At 35.6% G+C, this 15124-nt stretch carries 17 protein-coding genes and 1 pseudogene; 7 read left to right on the forward strand and 11 right to left on the reverse strand.

Annotation, left to right across the window (positions count from 1 at the left end; genetic code table 11):
- Position 1: 1 nt before the first annotated feature.
- Both B9T35_RS01535 and B9T35_RS01540 read right to left on the reverse strand, forming a co-directional pair.
- Positions 2–490 carry a hypothetical protein gene (locus tag B9T35_RS01535; RefSeq protein WP_086189368.1) on the reverse strand — a complete coding sequence of 163 codons (489 nt, stop codon included), beginning with the start codon at positions 488–490 and terminating at the stop codon, positions 2–4.
- A 110-nt stretch (positions 491–600) separates the two neighbouring features.
- The gene (locus B9T35_RS01540; RefSeq protein WP_086189369.1) at positions 601–882 is read right to left on the reverse strand and encodes a DKNYY domain-containing protein; all 282 of its coding nucleotides are present in this window, start codon (positions 880–882) and stop codon (positions 601–603) included.
- Between the two features lie 255 nt (positions 883–1137).
- Here B9T35_RS01540 and B9T35_RS01545 point away from each other — a divergent pair, with 255 nt between their 5' ends.
- Entirely contained in the window at positions 1138–1722 is a 585-nt protein-coding gene (locus tag B9T35_RS01545; protein ID WP_086189370.1) for an ester cyclase, read from the forward strand.
- A gap of 92 nt (positions 1723–1814) precedes the next feature.
- Here B9T35_RS01545 and B9T35_RS01550 read toward each other — a convergent pair whose 3' ends face one another.
- On the reverse strand, positions 1815–2573 hold the full coding sequence (locus B9T35_RS01550; protein WP_086189371.1) for a hypothetical protein: 759 nt from the start codon (positions 2571–2573) through the stop codon (positions 1815–1817).
- Between the two features lie 196 nt (positions 2574–2769).
- On the opposite strand from B9T35_RS01550, the gene B9T35_RS01555 reads away from it, so the two are divergent.
- Positions 2770–3471: a DsbA family oxidoreductase gene (locus B9T35_RS01555; protein WP_086189372.1), complete on the forward strand. Its 702-nt coding sequence runs from the start codon at positions 2770–2772 to the stop codon at positions 3469–3471.
- Between the two features lie 104 nt (positions 3472–3575).
- Here B9T35_RS01555 and B9T35_RS01560 read toward each other — a convergent pair whose 3' ends face one another.
- On the reverse strand, positions 3576–3776 hold the full coding sequence (locus B9T35_RS01560) for a dodecin family protein (protein ID WP_086189373.1): 201 nt from the start codon (positions 3774–3776) through the stop codon (positions 3576–3578).
- Positions 3777–4123: 347 nt separating this feature from the next.
- Complete coding sequence (locus B9T35_RS01565) at positions 4124–4525, reverse strand: RNA-binding protein (protein ID WP_086189374.1); 402 nt, start codon at positions 4523–4525, stop codon at positions 4124–4126.
- A gap of 207 nt (positions 4526–4732) precedes the next feature.
- On the opposite strand from B9T35_RS01565, the gene B9T35_RS01570 reads away from it, so the two are divergent.
- The 4 genes and pseudogenes from B9T35_RS01570 (at position 4733) to B9T35_RS01585 (ending at position 8183) form a co-directional block, all read left to right on the forward strand.
- Positions 4733–4948 carry a hypothetical protein gene (locus B9T35_RS01570; protein ID WP_086189375.1) on the forward strand — a complete coding sequence of 72 codons (216 nt, stop codon included), beginning with the start codon at positions 4733–4735 and terminating at the stop codon, positions 4946–4948.
- Between the two features lie 272 nt (positions 4949–5220).
- The gene (locus B9T35_RS01575) at positions 5221–5790 is read left to right on the forward strand and encodes a hypothetical protein (protein ID WP_086189376.1); all 570 of its coding nucleotides are present in this window, start codon (positions 5221–5223) and stop codon (positions 5788–5790) included.
- Positions 5791–6161: 371 nt separating this feature from the next.
- A pseudogene (locus B9T35_RS18525) lies at positions 6162–7148 on the forward strand (hypothetical protein); the annotation flags it as partial.
- A gap of 66 nt (positions 7149–7214) precedes the next feature.
- Positions 7215–8183: a hypothetical protein gene (locus B9T35_RS01585; RefSeq protein ID WP_086189377.1), complete on the forward strand. Its 969-nt coding sequence runs from the start codon at positions 7215–7217 to the stop codon at positions 8181–8183.
- 59 nt (positions 8184–8242) lie between these two features.
- Here B9T35_RS01585 and B9T35_RS18360 read toward each other — a convergent pair whose 3' ends face one another.
- The 6 genes from B9T35_RS18360 to B9T35_RS01615 all read right to left on the reverse strand — a co-directional run bounded on the left by B9T35_RS18360 (position 8243) and on the right by B9T35_RS01615 (position 14472).
- A complete protein-coding gene (locus B9T35_RS18360; RefSeq protein WP_086189378.1) occupies positions 8243–8593 on the reverse strand; it encodes a hypothetical protein in 351 nt (116 codons plus the stop codon).
- 76 nt (positions 8594–8669) lie between these two features.
- Entirely contained in the window at positions 8670–10589 is a 1920-nt protein-coding gene (gene htpG / locus B9T35_RS01595) for a molecular chaperone HtpG (protein WP_086189379.1), read from the reverse strand.
- A 93-nt stretch (positions 10590–10682) separates the two neighbouring features.
- Positions 10683–11030 carry a lysozyme inhibitor LprI family protein gene (locus B9T35_RS01600; protein WP_086189380.1) on the reverse strand — a complete coding sequence of 116 codons (348 nt, stop codon included), beginning with the start codon at positions 11028–11030 and terminating at the stop codon, positions 10683–10685.
- Positions 11031–11281: 251 nt separating this feature from the next.
- Positions 11282–11869, reverse strand: coding sequence for an OmpW/AlkL family protein (locus B9T35_RS01605; RefSeq protein ID WP_086189381.1), 588 nt, complete (start codon positions 11867–11869; stop codon positions 11282–11284).
- Between the two features lie 240 nt (positions 11870–12109).
- Positions 12110–13480: a Na+/H+ antiporter family protein gene (locus B9T35_RS01610; protein ID WP_086189382.1), complete on the reverse strand. Its 1371-nt coding sequence runs from the start codon at positions 13478–13480 to the stop codon at positions 12110–12112.
- Positions 13481–13599: 119 nt separating this feature from the next.
- Complete coding sequence (locus B9T35_RS01615; protein ID WP_086189383.1) at positions 13600–14472, reverse strand: alpha/beta fold hydrolase; 873 nt, start codon at positions 14470–14472, stop codon at positions 13600–13602.
- 118 nt (positions 14473–14590) lie between these two features.
- Between B9T35_RS01615 and B9T35_RS01620 the strand changes: the two genes are divergently transcribed.
- Positions 14591–15079: a DUF4442 domain-containing protein gene (locus tag B9T35_RS01620; protein WP_086189384.1), complete on the forward strand. Its 489-nt coding sequence runs from the start codon at positions 14591–14593 to the stop codon at positions 15077–15079.
- The last annotated feature ends 45 nt before the right edge of the window (positions 15080–15124 follow it).

Raw genomic sequence — 15124 nt, forward strand, 5'->3', positions numbered from 1 at the left:
CTTATCTCATCTGCCATTTATTATCTTTTAATTGTTGCAATAAATTCGGATCGATATTCAATTTCACTGTTCCACCACGAATGCCATCTACATTACTACGGTCAATACCAAACTGCTTCAGCAATGTAAATAAACCCGTGGTTGGGTCAGATGATTGTAAACCTGAAGCTACGGCTAATACATACTGCTGTAAAGCAGGAGAAAGCTGACTCATATCAGGCTCAGTGAGTTTCGGTTGCAGGTTAATCTCAGTAAAACTATCATCCACAACAAAATTTTGTATGTCACGCTCATTTTTAAGCATAAAACGCTGTAAAGCTTGGCGTACAGGTTTATCTTCCTGATATGGTACAAAACCCACTTCATCACGTAATTCAGATTCTGCCAAAACCGTTAAAGTCGGCAATTTAACTGCATCTTCAGCTTGGGCTATTGGCATCCCAAGATAAGCAATTACAGCAATAAACATCGGGAATTTTATAAAGTTCATACGCTTAAACCCGCAAAATTAACCATCATATAAAGACAATAAAATGATTTGGTAAAATTGAATGCTACATGAAATAGACTATAACAAATGCTCTATAGATTCACTAGACCTTAGATAAACGGTTTTCTAAGACCTTCATTCAGCCAATGCCTTTGCCCATTTTTTAATTCATTATCATGAATGGGATCGTTTAAATCTTCCCGATTTCCCCAAAACCAATTGCCCTTCTTATCTCTTCCAATACAACCAAGATCAAACTTGGTTTTAAAACTGACGTCATCTACACCTTCAAATTTGCCTGAACGTTCCTCATAAATATTGTATTTATCTTTGGCATAACAATCTCCAATTATTTCAAAAATCTGCGCATCAGCATCTTCAAAAATACTCAAACTGCTGCCATATTTTTAATTTTATGGATGAATAAACTTTAACTTATTTTTATAAGAATGATTAAAACAACTTCTTACTAAAACAAAACAATCCTTATAAATTTCCAAAATTCAAGCCCTGCTATGCTGATGATGAAAAAGCTTTATTTAAAGAACGCTCTGTTCTCATTAAGCTATTTAATGATGCTGTGTAAGAGCAAATAATAATCAATGCATTACAGAACAATACTTTTACATTACCCAAGGAATTTAATGATGAAAAAACAACAAATACGCTTCGCCCTCCCTGTAAGTCTTCTTTTAAGTGCAATCACAATTTCAAGCCCTTCTTTTGCAGCAGAGCAAAGTCCTTGGATTGGGACAAAAGCAGGAGAAAATACACCGCAAGTCAAAATCCCCAAAGAACTTGCAAAAAACTTAGCAACTTTTGACGAGTTAGATTTCAAAGTTTATAGCAATCGGGATTGGGCAAACCTACATAAAAGCCATGCTAAAAATATTGTTGTACATTACCCAGATGGTCATACCACCACAGGCTTGCCTGACCATATTAAAGAATTGGAATATATGTGGACATTTGCCCCTGACAATCGCATCGAAGAGCATCCTGTGCGTTTTGGTACAGCAGATGCAGAATGGACAGCCGTTATCGGTGCAACGAAGGGAACATTTATCAAACCGATGGTTTTAGCGGATGGGACAAAGATCCAACCCACAGGAAAAACCTATAACTTACCCATGGCAACTATTGGACATTGGAACAAGCAAGGGCAAATGGATGAAGAATATCTATTCTGGGACAACGCTGCATTCATGAAACAATTGGGTGTCACTCAATAGACATTCAGATAGGCAAAATGAAAAGGCTTTATATATAAAGCCTTTTCAAAAATTAATCCTTTGCAGATTTTATTCAGTAGAGAAAACGCTATTTATATTTCATCTTCCAACATCTCTGCATTTTGCTCTTTCTTCAATTCAATCTCTGCATTAAGTTTTAAAATATCCTGATATAAATCATTAAATTGTTTTACTTGTTCATCTTTAGGAAAGAGAATTTTGCCATCCTTCTTTTGCCACGGATAATTTTTTAACATTTCAAACATCGCATCGGCTTTATTCAAAATTTGTAGCTCCAGTAAGATTAAAGAATTTTCTTTATCCACTTTTAAATTTTGTTCTAGTTTTGCCTGTAATGAATGACGCAGACTTGAATCAATTGACAATGATTTTAATTTCGCCAACGCTTCTTTTTTATTTTGCAAATTTTGTTGCTGATATTGTGCGGTTACTTGATGTGCAACTTTCAGCATATGTTCAGTTTCTTTATAGCTATTCTTACGATCTGCATCTAAACGATCCACATCCAAAAACTGATCCCATTTCACCGCTTTTAATTCACGTAAATAACGATTTCTCGTTTCGATATTACCCATCCAATAGTTCAGTAAGAACTCGGATAAAACCTTATAATCCCCTTTTAAGCGGTCATCATGTACATTCAATTGGACAGGCTTGGACCAATCTTGAGCCTGTTCATAAAGTTGGCTCATTTTGTCTGTCATCACCACATCAAACATTTGCCGATTGGCTTCTTCATTTTTTACAGATTGATGCTGATAAAAAAGAACACCTGCAATACTTGCAAGAACAACAATGACGATCCCTAAAACTAAAAAGATGCGACGCATACACACCTCAACACTCTGACTGAGTTCATTATTTAATCAAACTTCAGTATAAATCATTTCCAATCTGAGAAAAGATAGATCTAGACTTATAGATGATCGGTAAAGCGGTCACCAGCTTATATTTACATGTCGGTACTTTAAAATCACACCTTACGCCCCTATCATTAGAGGTTAAGACAATGAATAGAGAACTCCCATGCGCGTAGATATTTGGTCAGACGTAGTTTGCCCTTTTTGCTATATCGGTAAAAAACGCTTAGAAAATGTAGCAGCAGAAGCTGGGATCGATTTAGAAATTATTTGGCATAGTTTTGAGTTAGATCAAAATGCGCCTGCAAAACATGATACTTCCAATACTGAACGTTTAGCGAAAAAGTATGGTCGTACCCTTGAGCAAACTAAAGAAATGGAACGCAATATTGCTGAAGTTGCAGCCAGCGAAGGTATTACCTTTAATTGGGAACAAGCCAATTCTGGAAATACGTTTAATGCACATCGTATTATTCATCTTGCACAAAGCAAAGGTTTGGGGAATGAAGCAGAAGAAGCGTTTTTCCATGCCTATATGACTGAAGGTATGCCAATTGGTGAACGTGAAACAGTTGAAGATGTCGCTTCACGTATTGGTTTAGACCATACCGAAGTTGAATATGTCTTAGACTCGGAAGAGTTTGCAGATTTTGTTCGTCATGATGAAAAAATTGCCCATGAACAATTACAAGTTACAGGTGTACCGTTCTTTGTATTTGATCAGCGACTTTCTCTTTCAGGCGCGCAACCACGTGAAGTATTTTTACAAGCAATGCAACAAGCACTTTCTACTGCTGAAAAATTAGACGTAGACCAAGAAGATGCTGCCGTTTGTAATGATGAATCATGTGAAGTACCGAATAAATAATGAGTCGGTTATTTTAAACACTTAAAATTTGATTCAATAAGAACCCGCATAATTGCGGGTTTTTATTCTAAGAAATATCTAATCATGTCTATAAAAACAAAACATTATTCAACCAGAAAACTGATTTTTAAATTCACCCGATACTCAGTAATATTATTATCTTTCACAATCACTTTTTGTTCATTGATCCAAGCACCTTGCACATTTTTAACTGTTTCGGTGACTTTGGCAATTCCAGTTTGAATCGCATCTTCAAAACTTTTAGCACTGCTTGAATTTACTTCTACAATTTTTGCAATCGACATCCTTGATTCTCGCTTTTTATATTGAATGGAAATTCATCTTAGAACAAATGAAAAGGCTTTTGCAGTAGATTAAAAAATAAACAATGTAATATTACATGATCATTACAAAGCCCTTTGAGCAAATAGCTCCAATGAAAAGAATATTTATAGAATATGTATACGTTTTTGCAACACTGCATTGCAAAAATGGGACTGTTCAAGCTCAAATGAAAGTCTTAATATAGTCATTAGAATTTACGTTCCCACGTACTTCAAGGCTGTAGTTTTCTTTTTTATACTGAAATTTTTATTTTAGTTTTTCTTATTTTATAAGACGAAAATCCTCCTTTTAGGAGGATTTTTTGTTTTCAAAATTCAAACCCTAGTTCAAAGCTTAAAGTATAAATTTTTCTTTTTGCAGCAACCTTTTCTATTGACTGAATCGGACGTACATTGCTGATTGTCCAAGCCCAATATCCAGCTTTCCAATCACTGCCACAAGCGATTTCTAGCTCATCTTCTCGCCATTCATGTACGTCATCAAAATCGACCATCGCTACAATTTGCCCAAAACCTTCATCACCGTCTTCTAATAAATAGCGATGGTTTTCTATCAAGAGTACATTTTTTAAAGGCAACTGATCAGGAATCCATGAACGGACTTCTATGGTTTTCAAACCTAAAGCAATATTTTTGCCATGCGGAGCCACAATAGAAATGGCTGGATAAATCACTAAGTTATCCGTAGATTTTATATTTTCGTATTCCATGTTATCTCTATGATTCAACATTATATCTTTTAGCTTATCTGATCATCAAAATCTTAAATGTTTATTCGAAAATAACTCAAAATAATTTTTACTTACTCAAAAACATTCTGATGTAACAGGCTAACGACAACTGTTCGCTTCCAAACGCTTAGGATAAAGATAGCTTCTAATGAGCTATTTTCTTATTTTAAAGATGAGGGAAAATTAATGACTAATTCAATGCAAGCTACAGATATTGAGCATGATTCATCTTCAACAAAAGTAAAAAAAACTTACTTTTCTACTACAGTGAAAGGTGTACTCATTGGTGCTGTCGCAGGCAGTATATTACCCGTATTTGGTACTGTTAGTGGTGCAATTATTGGAGGAATTGCTGGTAAAATCTATGAAAAGAAATGCTGTTCAAAATCAACTTCTGTTTAAAATCTCAAATGTAAAATCGCTCTATACCTCCTCGGTAAATTAGGCAATTTTTTTCACTAGATATAAATAAACCTCTTTTATAATCAAAAGAGGTTTATTTGCTGCCTAAAAAAATTCTCTTTGATTTTGAAAACTTTGTTTAACTCTTGTTAATATCGTTTAACTTTAGGGCGCTTAATAACGTGCGCTTATTTGGCAAACAGCTTTTGTTTAATGATGGGCATACAATCCCCCTGCTTATATTTACACTCAATACACAGCAGGACATTATTATGAAGCTTATTCAAACAGCAGTATCTATCGCAATAATTGCAACAACTTCACATGCAATGGCAAATGTTAGCGCAACAACAGTAACACCTGCTGAAAAAGTTGAAATGGCTAAAACACAAACTCAAAACACTGTAAATGCGGTGAAAAGCAAAGTAGCAACAGTTAATAGCAATGCTATTGTTGCTAAAGATAAAATGATTCATTCATCTAAAGATAAAGTTGTTGCAACAAAAGTCAATCTTCAAACTAGCATTAAAGCTGTTGAAACAAAATCAGTGCTTGCTCAACAAGAGGCTCTTGTGACAAAGGATCAAACAGTAAAAGCAACCCAAGAGAAAGTCGTTGCTCAAGCTCAAAATATGACTGAAACTAAAGTAAAAGCTGAACAGGCTGCTGAAACTAAAGTTGAAGATATAAAAGAAACTGTTGAAGCTCAAAAACAAACTGTACAAGCAATTCCAGCTCAAGTTCAAGAAACAGTCGAAACTCAAATTGAAGAAAAAACAACTGTTGCACCTAAAACTGAGAAAAAAGGCTTTTTTAACTGGTTCAAAAAATCTGCTGCTTAACTTAGTAAAACCACTTTATCCAATTTAGTGAAAAAAAAGACCAATATAGATTGGTCTTTTTTTGTATTCATTTACCTGATAAAAATCGATTGGGCTTTATTTTCTAGGCTAAATTTGATAAAACTAAAATCATATGATCGATACAAGAATGTTTTAATCTCATTCATTTTTAAAGTTTTTATCCGAAGAGCAAGATAACTGAACAATAGAAGTGATCGCGAATGAATAAATTTAAACGAAATAATATCAGAACATCTTTTTACCTATTTTTACTTTGTAATCTTTACAGCACCTACGGTCATGCACAAAATCATGAAATTACAGCTGAACCAGTCGATAAACCTTATGTGATTCCATCGCTTAAAGACCCCGACTTTAACTGGTTAGATTATATTCCGCGCATGATTGATGCGTCACCAACACTTTTGCCTGAACAATCAGATCTTCCAATTGTTCCAAAAACAGAAGAAACGGAAAATAATACTTGGGCAGATCGTAAGCAAAAAACCATTCGCAACTGGGCAGATCAAACAGCGGTTAAAATAGATCATTGGTTTGGTACAACCAATCCTAATAAGCCTGCAACAGCAAGTTTAAGGCTGATTTTAGATAACCAATGGGATAAATATGACCAATTCGAAGTCAGCCCACGTATTCGTGGTCGTATTAAATTACCCACTTTAGAAAAAAAACTCAGTATCGTATTTGGTGATGATTCACTGGACAATGAAATTCAAAACAATGTCGCGATTACCAATGAGAATTCAAGTGGTAGAGTAGACAAAACTATCGATGGCAAACGTATTCGAGATGACAATGGCTCGATTGCACTGCGTTGGTCTGAATTCTCAAAAAAACTACCTTTTGATGTCGATGCTGATCTCGGTATCCGTTCTGGAAACGATATCTATGCCCGTTTAAAAGCAGAAAAAGATTGGCGCTTAAAAAATGATTTTTCATTCCATGCTGAACAAATTTATCGCTATGGGATTGATAGTGAAAACTATCTCAGAACAAATTTAGAGCTTACTCATGCACGCCCCAATCAAGCCTTTTTATCCAATCAATTTAGCCTCACTTATGCCGATGATCAGGATGATGATTTAGTTTGGGACAACCGTGCCTATCGTCAGCATCAATTTTTCCAAGGCAATCGATTTAATTATGGTATTTACACAGGTGGTTATTACAATAATGATGACCTGCGTTTAAACAGCTGGGGACCTTTCATATCATGGCGACAACCCGTATGGCGTGAATGGTTTTATGTACAAAGTGACTTAAATTACTTTAACGATCATCGCGAAGATCGCAGTCACTATCCAAGTGCATTGGTCCGTTTAGAAGCTTTATTTTAATTTTAAAAATTCTTTAAGAAAGCATAGATATACTGCTTAAATATTGGATCACTTTCATTGATCTAAATGAGACATTACAAAAATCATGCTCAAGCAATACTTATTCTGCTCAGTGCCTCATTGAGTGGAGTAGGTCTGTTATTTCTAATTTTCGCTCAAGCATCACACCAGCAAAATATTAAGCAATATTTTTACGTATTTGAAAATAAAATACGATTAGACCTGTTAGAACAACGTTTGTTTTTTTTCAATCAAAACACATGTAAAATCAGAAAGAGACAAAAAGTAAAAAAAATCCTAAATGATGATATTCCTCTTATCGTAGAGGAAAATACTCCACCGACAGAAGAATATATTCAATCGCTTCTGAGCGTGTTTGGCAATGATTCACTCCGTCAACGAACTCAACATACCGAAGCACTCAATCCAAAACCTAAGCATGTATTTGGAGTTAAAAAATCTAAAAGGAACAGTCCTGCTCAGAAAAAGAGTTCTGAGGATCTCATCGCCGAAAGCTTAGCAACCTTGTCACAACTTTTGCCTTTTAAAAATGATATGCGCTTAGGTTCAGATTCCAATCAAGATATTTACGTACAACTTAATGCTTCACAAAATTGGACAATTGATCACAACTTAAAACTAGATACATCGCAGACTTATCGTTATGGCGTAGATCACCGAAATTATTTCAATACCCATCTCAAGTTGAGCCACACACAATCCCCAATCGCTTCTGCTTATAGCCAATTTAATTTGACCTATATCAATCATGATGAAGAAAATTTTGTTTGGGAAGATCGAACCTATCAAAAATATCAATTTTTAAAAAATCATGCACTTATTTTAGGTCTATACAGCAGTGGTTATTATGATGGTGCAGTTACCTTGAATAGTTGGGGGCCCTACATTTCTTGGAAACGCCCTATTTGGCGAACTTGGTTATTCATTCAAAGTGATTTGAGCTATTACAATGATTATCGTGAAGAACTAAACCATTATCCAAGTGCATTGATACGACTAGAAGCGCTTTTTTAAATAAGACGCTTCAACACAATGTCATTGTGGATAAGTTCGGACTTATCCACTCAACTGAATCATTCATATATGCGTTCAATCCTCGTCACGTTTAAGAGAATAATAGAGGCTATTTTACGCTGATTTTTCTGTTCATTAGACCATTCCTGCCTCAATATCCCCTCAACATGAACTTTTTTATTCAGCAGACTTTCATCTAAATGATCAAGCTGAGCGAACTTTAAGCGCATACAATCATGCTGTTTTTCATCTTCCAGACAATAAATATCATTGTTCTTTACATTTTGTCTGAGGATACCAACATGCCCTGAAATCTCTGAATGATAGCCCTCAGCTGCATACGATGCTGTTATTACAAACAACGATATTGAACTAAATAAAATATAAATCCATATCCTTAATTTTATCATCTTAAAGTTCTTATCAAAAAAATTTATAAAAAAAAGCCTATCATTAAGACAGGCTTTTTTTTAAATAAAATATGACTTATTTCAGTAATAAGTTGTTAATGCGTTTTACATATTCAGCAGGATTTTCTGGTAAACCACCTTCAGCAATCACAGCTTGATCAAAAATAACATTGGCTAAATCATCAAATTGTGCTGAACTTTCCAATTTTTTCACCAAAGGATGTTCTGGATTAATTTCCAAAACAGGCTTAGATTCAGGTACAGCTTGCCCAGCCTGTTTCAACATACGAATTAACTGTGGTGAAAGCTCACCTTCACTCGTCACCAAACATGCAGGTGAATCGACCAAACGCGTTGTTACACGTACTTGGGATGTTTTCGCTTTCAATGCATCAGAAAGTTTATCAACCACAGGTTTGAATTGTTCAGCGGCTTCTTCAAGTGCTTTCTTCTCTTCGGCATCTTGTAAGTCACCCAGATCAACCGCACCTTTTGCCACATTCTGCATAGGTGTGCCATCAAATTCTTGTACAAATTCCATCGACCATTCATCGACACGGTCTGACATCAACAGGACTTCAATATCTTTTTTCTTAAATAATTCAAGTTGTGGCGAATTTTTCGCTGCACTTAGACTATCTGCAGTCACGTAATAAATGGCTTTTTGCCCTTCTTTCATACGTCCTTTGTAATCTGCCAATGACGTTGAAACATCATCATTGGTTGACGTTGAGAAACGAAGCAGTTTTAAGATACGATCACGGTTGCCCATGTCTTCACCCAAACCTTCTTTAATCACTGAACCAAATTCAGCATAGAACTGTTTGAATTTCTCTTGATCTTTTTCATCTTCAGATTTTGCCAAACCATCTAACATGGTCAGAACACGACGTGTATTCCCTTCACGAATGGTTTTTACATCACGGCTTTCTTGCAACAATTCACGGCTGACATTCAGAGGTAAATCTGCACTGTCTACGACACCTTGAACAAAACGTAGATAGTTTGGAATCAGATTATCTGCTTCATCCATAATAAACACACGTTTCACATACAGCTTAATTCCTGCTTTTGCTTCACGTGTAAAAATATTGCTTGCTGCTTTGCTTGGTACATAAAGCAACTGAGTATACTCAGTGCTACCTTCCACACGGTTATGTGCCCATGCCAATGGTGCTTCATAGTCATGCGTCAAGTTCTTATAGAACTCAATGTATTGCTCTTCAGTCACTTCATTTTTGTTGCGTGTCCAAAGGGCACTTGCAGAGTTAATCGCCTCCCATTCATCAGTTTTCACCATCTGACCGGGTTTTGGATCTTCACCTTCAGCAACGTCTTCTTGTTGCCAAACTTCTTTTTGCATTTCAATTGGTAAACTGATGTGATCAGAGTATTTATTGATGATCGTTTTTATTTTATGAGCATCTAAATAATCAAGTGAGTCATCACGTAAATGTAGAATAATGTCTGTTCCACGTGAAGCTTTGTTGATTTGTTCAACTTCAAAGTCACCTGTACCACCACTGATCCAACGTACTCCATCAGCTTCAGGCAAGCCAGCGCGACGTGATTCAACCGTAATTTTTTCAGCAACAATAAAACCTGAATAGAAACCTACACCAAATTGACCAATCAATTGTGCATCAGATTTTTGATCACCCGATAGCTTCGACATAAAGTCCTTAGTACCAGATTTTGCAATCGTCCCTAAATTATCAATCGCTTCTTGAACCGTTAAACCAATACCATTGTCTGAAATCGTAATGGTTTTATTGTCTTTATCTAAGCTCACACGAACGCGTAGGTCTGGATCATTTTCATAAAATTCAGGATGATTAATTCCTTCAAAGCGCAATTTATCGCAGGCATCTGAAGCATTTGAAATCAATTCACGGAGAAAGATTTCAGGATTAGAATAGAGAGAATGCGTCACCAAATGTAAAAGCTGTGCCACTTCTGCTTGGAAACTATGTTTTTGTGCGCTTTGCTCACTCATAAATCACTCCTTCAACTGAATGTAAAATTTTTCTTGAATGCTTTATGAATGGAGTGAGTTCTTGATTTTTCAATGGTGAGTTGCAAATTTTTCTTAAAATGGTCCTTGTCGATAGACTTGATTCATATAGATATCTAATTTTTGTTGACGCATTTTATAAACATCATTTAAACAGCTGACATTATCCTGACACTGATCTCTAAGTTGTAACCATTTCACCTGTTGGTCTTGAATTACGCCTCGTGTACCCATGGGCACCAGTTTACGGATAATATTATAGGTGGTTGCCATTTTGACGTCTGCATCATTCAATTGAAGATGTTTACAAACAGCATGCTCTGTCTTAGTCACTGCTTTTTCACAATTAAAACTCGCTGCATGTACAACACTGTATAAAGAAGCATTACTGAATATTAAGATACTAAAAATCAATTTTTTCATATTTTAAAACCACATCATTTAGGTTGTAAGTTAAAAAAACCAATATGATTTTTTATAGAAGATTATTCATCATTTATTATCAGTGATTTAAAACTAAATATTCAATGAAAATAAACTTTTACATAAAACCTTTAAATTTCTCATTTGAAAATAAAAATAAAAAAACTTTAAATACTGATGTAGGTCTCTAATACAATCAATATAAAAAGCCCCAGCATTACTGAGGCTTTTTATAACAATCAATTCTTAAATTAGAATTTATAGCTATAACCCAATGTATAAACAATTGGATCAATATCTAAATCAAATTTAGCATTTCCTAATTCATCAATTAGAGTTACTTCTGGACTTATTTGTGCATAACGTACATCTACAAAGACGCCCCAGTTCTTCGCATCAGCAGGTTGGAAGTTAAAACCAAGCTGACCCGCAACACCAAAAGCTTCTTTAACGTCTTTCGCTACGCCTTGTTCATCCCAAGCAATAAATGCTGTACCACCTACACCGATATATGGTGTAAAGCGAGTAGAATTTTTAAAGTTATATTTAGCTGTAATTGTCGGTGGTAAATGTTTGATTCTTGCTACTTTATTACCATCAAGCAAAACATCATGGTTAACTGGCGCTGCTAATAATAGCTCTGCAGAAAATGGTGTATCACCAAAAAAATATTCTACAGAAGGCGTAAAAGCAATTTCACTATCAGCTTTAACAACACCTAACGCTGTTGTTGTATCTGTTGTTGATGCAATTGCAGAAGCACCTACTTTCACTTGCCAATCTGCAAATGATGCTGTTGAAATCCCCATTAATGCAATAAGAGCAACTTGTTTTAACATTTTTTAAATACCCTACTGTTGTTTTACACATATTAAACACACTAATGAAAAGTGATGCAATACGCATTAATTAATATTTTGAAATATTATTTTCAAACCACTGATATTCAATATTTTATATTTATTCTTATCAATCAGGTTGGTTTTTAAATCCAACCTGATTAATAAGGTTTATTTTTAAATTATTTTATTAAGATATAATAAATCACAAACACTTTATATTAAGTTTTTATAAAGATATTATAAAACCATTGCTGCAATCCAACCAAAAATTAATAATGGAATATTAAAGTGCAAGAATGTTGGAATAACACTATCTTTCATGTGATCATGTTGACCATCCATATTTAAACCAGAAGTTGGTCCCAAAGTTGAGTCAGAGGCGGGTGAACCTGCATCACCTAAAGCAGCAGCAGTACCAATAATGGCAATAGTCGCCATTGGGCTAAATCCAAACTGAATACAAAGTGGTACATAAATAATGGCTAAAATTGGTACAGTAGAGAAAGAAGATCCGATTCCTAACGTAATCAACAAACCAATCAGTAGCATTAAAAATGCGGCCAATGCTTTGCTATTTCCAATCCAATGAACGGATGCTTCAACCAAAGCAGGTACTTGATTTGTCGCTTCAATAACTGAAGCAAAACCTTGCGCTGCAATCATAATAAAACCAACCAACGCCATCATTCGCATACCAGCAATAATGACATCATCCGCTTCTCGCCACTTAAAGATTCCAGCACAACTGAGAATAGCAACACCGACTAAACCTGCCAAAATCATCGAGTCAGAATAAAGCTGTACAGCCAGCGTTGCGATTACTGCAAATGCTGCCATAAATAAAGTGAATTTTGCAATTTGTGGTGCTTGATGTTGCTCAGTCGTTGCCATTTCATCAGAAATGCTTTGCGTCTTATCTTCAATTTCAATGTCTTGATAATAACGTGGCTTTCTATAACTGATGAATAATGCAATCAATAAGCCCACAAACATGCCTGATACAGGAATCAGCATCGCATGTGGAATTTGTTCATTGCTCACAGAGAAGCCATAAGGCTTACCAAAGGTATTAATGTTCTGTGCCAAAATATCATTTAAGAAAATTGCACCGAAACCCACTGGAATCAGCATATAGGTTGCACATAAACCAAAAGTCAGTAAGCACACCACAGCTCGACGATCTAGATTCAAGTGATTGAACACACCAATCAATGGTGGGATTAAAACTGGAATGAAAGCAATATGGACTGGAATCAAGTTCTGTGATGAGACTGCAGCCAATGCAATAGTTGCAAAGATAATATATTTAACTTTGTTCTGTGATTTAGTATCGGCATCACCTTTCAAAATTCGAATCAGTTTATATGCCAATAAATCAGGTAAACCTGAACGCGCCAATGCCAAAGCAAAAGCACCTAATACCCCGTAAGCTAAAGCAATCTTTGCTCCGCCACCTAAACCATTATTGAAGGCTTCTAAAGTACCGTGTAAGCCTAAACCTGCCAATAAACCACCTGTAACAGCACCAATAATTAGTGCAAAAACCACAGGGACACGAGCTAAAGATAGTCCAAACATGACTACGATAGCAGCTATAATTGCAATCATAAGAAACGGATTTGAGAAAAACAGGCATTCTATCAGAGAATGATCATGTTATTTACGCCATTTATCTCATTCTAAAGTCATAAAAAAGTGATCTTTCATCACTTTTTTATGAAGCAAAATCAAACTGACTTTTTCTGCGCAAAGGTTTTGATATATTCTGCGATTTCTTGTGGACGACTCAACACAGCCCAGTGATTCGCATCAACCTCGACTCGTTCAAAATCATCTGCCCATTTCGGCATTTCATCAATCAGCTCAGGACTTACAAAATTATCTCGCTTCAAAACCACAGCCTGTACAGGGCATTGTGCAAAACGCTGACGAGGCCGTGTTAAACGAGGAATAAAATTAGCACGATACAAGCCAATACCATGCTCACCATCTGCTGTAATATTCTGATTTAGTGGTAAACCTTTGGTTTTCTCTAATTGGTTTAATACCATCCCCCATCGTTCAGGGCTAAAGAAATGCCAAACGGTTGGAGCCAATATCGGTAATTGAAAAGCAACGATATACCATGACTTCACCAACTGTTTAAAAAACTTACTTTTCTCATGCTTGAACTGATCACGCATCCAAAATGCAGCATGATCCAAACAAGGACCTGACATTGTGGTATAGGATAAAATACGCCCTTTAAATTTAGGCTCAGTCACCGATTCCCATGTTTGAATGGATCCCCAATCATGCGCTGCTAAATGAAAATTTTGCTTGGGTAATAATGCATTCACCACACATTCTAAATCGAGAGACAGACGCGCTAAGCTATAGTCACGAATCCGTTTTGGAATACTCGATTGCCCTGCGCCACGAACATCATAAGTCACAATATAAAAATCAGATTGTAAGTGTTCAATAATCGGTTCCCAGACTTCCTGATTATCTGGATAACCATGCACCAAAACCATGGCTGGATGACTTGGATTACCCCAAGTTTTAGCACATAATTTTTGATCATCTTGCGTTGTAATCCAATGAGTTTGCGTGTGCATTGAGTCACCTATTGTTGTTTTACATTGACTATTAATTCAACATCTATGGCACTAAGATCAATGCCATATCTCTATTCATTATTTATGATGGTTGAAAAATAGATAAATAGAATTGACCATGAACGATATTATCCGCAAGTTACAGACAATTCCTTTCATCTCAAAATTCATACTCAATCACTATTCCCCATTTAAAGGCGCGGGAATTGAAATTGATGTGTTTGACTTAAAAAATTATTACATTCGAGTCAAAATGCCGTTATTACAGAAAAATCGGAATTTAGTCGGCACTCATTTTGGCGGAAGCTTATATTCAATGGTTGACCCATTTTATATGCTGATTCTGATTCATCATTTAGGACCGAGATATATCGTGTGGGATAAAGCAGCCAATATTAATTTTCTATCACCAGGTCGAAGTACAGTTTATGCCGATATCCGATTAGATAAAGATGAAATTGAGCATATTAAATCTCTTGCTGATAATTTTGCGCCTATCTATCGTAATTATACTTTAGATCTTTATGATGAATCTGGTATCAGAATCGCCGAAATCCAAAAGACCCTTTATATTCGTCGGAAGCATCCACAACCCTTAAAATCATAAAATTGCTTGAGCACAGTTATATTTATCAAATCAAAATAAGCGCAA

This window comes from Acinetobacter sp. ANC 3832, from assembly GCF_002135415.1.
GTDB lineage: Bacteria > Pseudomonadota > Gammaproteobacteria > Pseudomonadales > Moraxellaceae > Acinetobacter.

What these genes read in the sequence shown, in the direction of transcription:
- B9T35_RS01615 (WP_086189383.1), bottom strand. Translation starts at nt 14,472, where the DNA reads ATGCACACGCAAACTCATTGGATTACAACGCAAGATGATCAAAAATTA.
- B9T35_RS01535 (WP_086189368.1), bottom strand. Translation starts at nt 490, where the DNA reads ATGAACTTTATAAAATTCCCGATGTTTATTGCTGTAATTGCTTATCTT.
- B9T35_RS01565 (WP_086189374.1), bottom strand. Translation starts at nt 4,525, where the DNA reads ATGGAATACGAAAATATAAAATCTACGGATAACTTAGTGATTTATCCA.
- B9T35_RS01600 (WP_086189380.1), bottom strand. Translation starts at nt 11,030, where the DNA reads ATGAAAAAATTGATTTTTAGTATCTTAATATTCAGTAATGCTTCTTTA.
- B9T35_RS18360 (WP_086189378.1), bottom strand. Translation starts at nt 8,593, where the DNA reads ATGATAAAATTAAGGATATGGATTTATATTTTATTTAGTTCAATATCG.
- B9T35_RS01570 (WP_086189375.1), top strand. Translation starts at nt 4,733, where the DNA reads ATGACTAATTCAATGCAAGCTACAGATATTGAGCATGATTCATCTTCA.
- B9T35_RS01620 (WP_086189384.1), top strand. Translation starts at nt 14,591, where the DNA reads ATGAACGATATTATCCGCAAGTTACAGACAATTCCTTTCATCTCAAAA.
- B9T35_RS01545 (WP_086189370.1), top strand. Translation starts at nt 1,138, where the DNA reads ATGAAAAAACAACAAATACGCTTCGCCCTCCCTGTAAGTCTTCTTTTA.
- B9T35_RS01610 (WP_086189382.1), bottom strand. Translation starts at nt 13,480, where the DNA reads ATGATTGCAATTATAGCTGCTATCGTAGTCATGTTTGGACTATCTTTA.
- B9T35_RS01550 (WP_086189371.1), bottom strand. Translation starts at nt 2,573, where the DNA reads ATGCGTCGCATCTTTTTAGTTTTAGGGATCGTCATTGTTGTTCTTGCA.
- B9T35_RS01555 (WP_086189372.1), top strand. Translation starts at nt 2,770, where the DNA reads ATGCGCGTAGATATTTGGTCAGACGTAGTTTGCCCTTTTTGCTATATC.
- B9T35_RS01605 (WP_086189381.1), bottom strand. Translation starts at nt 11,869, where the DNA reads ATGTTAAAACAAGTTGCTCTTATTGCATTAATGGGGATTTCAACAGCA.
- B9T35_RS01560 (WP_086189373.1), bottom strand. Translation starts at nt 3,776, where the DNA reads ATGTCGATTGCAAAAATTGTAGAAGTAAATTCAAGCAGTGCTAAAAGT.
- htpG (WP_086189379.1), bottom strand. Translation starts at nt 10,589, where the DNA reads ATGAGTGAGCAAAGCGCACAAAAACATAGTTTCCAAGCAGAAGTGGCA.
- B9T35_RS01585 (WP_086189377.1), top strand. Translation starts at nt 7,215, where the DNA reads ATGAGACATTACAAAAATCATGCTCAAGCAATACTTATTCTGCTCAGT.
- B9T35_RS01575 (WP_086189376.1), top strand. Translation starts at nt 5,221, where the DNA reads ATGAAGCTTATTCAAACAGCAGTATCTATCGCAATAATTGCAACAACT.